The 3,141-nt window shown below is 50.8% G+C and carries 3 protein-coding genes; 1 reads left to right on the top strand and 2 read right to left on the bottom strand.

Going from position 1 to position 3,141, the window contains the following annotated elements; all coding sequences use genetic code 11:
- Positions 1-164: 164 nt before the first annotated feature.
- The gene (locus CAG65_RS00745) at positions 165-1,751 is read left to right on the top strand and encodes an AbgT family transporter (RefSeq protein ID WP_021706655.1); all 1,587 of its coding nucleotides are present in this window, start codon (positions 165-167) and stop codon (positions 1,749-1,751) included.
- Between the two features lie 47 nt (positions 1,752-1,798).
- Here CAG65_RS00745 and CAG65_RS00740 read toward each other — a convergent pair whose 3' ends face one another.
- Together CAG65_RS00740 and CAG65_RS00735 are read right to left on the bottom strand one after the other, a co-directional pair.
- Positions 1,799-2,245, bottom strand: a complete 447-nt coding sequence (locus CAG65_RS00740) for a YaiI/YqxD family protein (RefSeq protein WP_021706656.1) — start codon at positions 2,243-2,245, stop codon at positions 1,799-1,801.
- The gene (locus CAG65_RS00735; RefSeq protein WP_161451480.1) at positions 2,245-2,535 is read right to left on the bottom strand and encodes a hypothetical protein; all 291 of its coding nucleotides are present in this window, start codon (positions 2,533-2,535) and stop codon (positions 2,245-2,247) included. Before CAG65_RS00735 ends, CAG65_RS00740 begins: the two co-directional genes overlap by 1 nt.
- Positions 2,536-3,141 lie beyond the last annotated feature (606 nt).

Below are 3,141 nucleotides of genomic sequence, written 5' to 3'. Positions count from 1 at the left end.
GGTTAAAATGCTATTTATTTGTGCATTTGTCGTTATAAAATGTGGTATTAGTTACAGAATGTAACATTTTGGATTTCATTTTAACCTCCTTGTCGAGTACCCTGCGCAGGCTTTGTTGACAGTCTTGTCACATATGCGCAGGAATCACTACAAGGAGGGAACAGATGAGTTCATCTGCTTCAATTAATCAAAATGCACCGAAGAAATCGCTCTTTACGCGCTTTCTTGACTCGGTGGAATATTTGGGGAACCTGTTGCCCCACCCAATCACACTTTTCGCTATTTTCTGTGTTGCTATCCTGATTTCATCTGGGATCGCCGGCTATTTTGACGTGGCAGTCGCGGATCCGCGTCCAGAAGGTGCAGCGGGACGTGCGGCAGACGGTATGATCCGCGTTGTCAGCCTGCTAAATGCAGAAGGGCTGGAGCTGATCGTCACCAGTCTGGTGAAGAATTTTGTTGGCTTTGCGCCGCTTGGTACCGTGCTGGTTGCCATGCTCGGGGTTGCGATTGCTGAATACTCAGGTCTGTTATCGGCGGCGATGCGTGGTTTGGTAATGGGGGCTTCCAAACGCATGGTGACTGTGACGGTTGTGTTTGCTGGCATTGTCTCCAACACGGCGTCTGAATTGGGTTACGTTGTTCTTATTCCGTTAGCAGCGATGCTGTTCCACTCTTTAGGACGTCACCCTCTGGCGGGTCTTGCCGCCGCATTTGCTGGTGTATCCGGCGGTTATTCAGCCAACCTGCTGATTGGTACGGTCGACCCTCTGTTGTCTGGTATTACTGAAACGGCAGCGCAGATGATCGATCCGAATTACACCGTGGGTCCGGAAGTAAACTGGTACTTCATGTTTGTATCGACGTTCTTCATCGCTGGCATGGGCGCTTTCGTGACTGAAAAAATCGTTGAGCCAAAACTGGGTAAATACAGTGACGAAGAGGCATCAGAAGATCTGTCTCAGGATACCATGGGTAAACTGACCGACGTTGAGAAGAAAGGCCTGAAAATGGCAGGCGTCGCTGTTGTTCTGGTGTCTGCTCTTCTGGCCTGGACCATTGTGCCGGCAGACGGCATTCTGCGCTCTGATGCGGGTACGGTCGCAGGATCGCCATTCCTGAAGAGCATCGTGGCGTTCATCTTTGTGTTCTTTGCGATTCCGGGCTTTGTGTACGGTAAAGTCGTTGGCACGATGAAAACTGATCGCGATGTGATCAATGCGATGTCTAAGTCGATGTCGTCAATGGGAATGTACATCGTGCTGGTTTTCTTTGCGGCTCAATTTGTGGCGTTCTTCAAGTGGACAAACTTTGGTCAGGTCTTCGCGGTTGCGGGGGCAGATTTTCTGCAAAGCATCGGTCTGACTGGCCCAATGCTGTTCTTCGCCTTCATTCTGATGTGTGGTTTTATCAATCTGATGATTGGTTCGGCGTCAGCGCAGTGGGCGGTGACCGCTCCTATCTTCGTTCCAATGCTGATGCTGGTTGGCTATGCACCGGAAACCATTCAGGCGGCGTACCGGATCGGGGATTCCACCACCAACATCATCACGCCAATGATGAGTTACTTTGGTCTGATTCTGGCGGTGGCAACTCGCTACATGAAGAATCTCGGAATCGGGACTTTGATCGCGACTATGCTGCCTTACTCACTGTGCTTTATTGTCGGCTGGAGCGTACTGTTCTATCTGTGGGTATTTGTGTTCGGTTTGCCAGTTGGTCCTGGTGCGGCGACATACTACACGCCATAATCGTTCATAGTTCGATAAAAAACCTGCGCTCTGCGCAGGTTTTTTGTTTATCGGTGTTTGGCCAGTATTCGGTCGAGGTGGTTGGCGAATTCGCGGCGCTCTGTTTGAGACAGCGCGGCCGGGCCTCCGGTTTGGATACCGCTGGCCCGCATGGTGTCCATAAAATCGCGAATGTTCAGCCGCGCTTTGATGGTGTCTTTGGTGTACAACTCTCCCCGGGGGCTCAGCGCCAGCGCCCCTTTGCTGATCGCTTCGTCGGCCAGTGGAATATCGGCGGTGATCACCAGGTCGCCGCTGCTCAGACGGCGCACAATTTCGTTATCGGCCACATCAAAGCCGCTGGATACTTGCAGCGCGCGGATGTTGTCGCGTCTGGGAACCGGGACCAAATGGTTGGCAACAAATGTACACTCTACGCCGGTGCGCTCTGCGGCGCGGAACAGTGTGTCACGAGTCACTTTCGGACACGCGTCGGCATCAACCCAAATCTGCATTACAGTTTCTCCGCCAACTTAGCTTCCAGCGTCTCCAGACGACGTGTCAGATCCTTAATCTGTTGCTCCAGTTGCGCGATCTTGTCTTGAGGTGGGGTACTGTCAGCGGCGATTTCGACTTTCGGCACACGTTGAGCGTGTTTCCAGCTACGAATGGTGGCAATCAGGGCTGGCATTGGCACAGGCGTTTTCAGCCGAGCTTTGACCAGCGCCACTGTTGGCTCTTTGCCTTGATTGTGCAGCGATTGCAGCACCGCTTCCAGCTCTTGGGTGATGTTTTGAGTGAGCATCATTTCTTCCTCTGATACAACTTTCGTCCATCATACTGGCAAAGGCCAATCTAGGCGAATAGCAAATCCGGTAGCTGTGTGTAAGAGATCTCTCACACACGGTGTGAGAGAAGGCGATATTATAGTGGTTGAAATGGCCTTATTTCTATCTAACTCATTATTTTTAAATGCCTTTCTCTTATTGTAATCCTTTTCATTAAAAAAACTTGTTGTACGGTGGATTGTTTAAATCGGCAGAAAGCGTAAATTTACAGGTGTCGGAAGGATACTGACACGGAACAGGAAATCGCCACGGATTTGGCCATCTTCAGGAAGAAGAGTTGATGATTCAGGATGGGGCATCAGCAGGAAGCGAAGGACTTTGTACGGACACAACAACTGACAGGATGTGAGTTGCAACGGAATGACAAAGGACAGCGTTAGGATAACGCAGGGACACCGCTCACGGAACAAGTGATGAGAGCTAACCAGGACAGTTAGCGTTCAGGATGAATAGGACACCGCCAGGAAGGCGAAGTAAGGAACGCTGAAGGATTCAGCCACTATTAAGGAAGATGCAAGGAGCATCATTAGTAGCCGGATTGCTGCGAGTTAAGACTATAGCCC

It is taken from the genome of Vibrio sp. V39_P1S14PM300, assembly GCF_009904765.1.
GTDB classification, from domain to species: domain Bacteria; phylum Pseudomonadota; class Gammaproteobacteria; order Enterobacterales; family Vibrionaceae; genus Vibrio; species Vibrio proteolyticus.
Note: the sequence above shows the minus strand (reverse complement) of the source record. Positions and strands in the feature narration are given on the sequence as shown.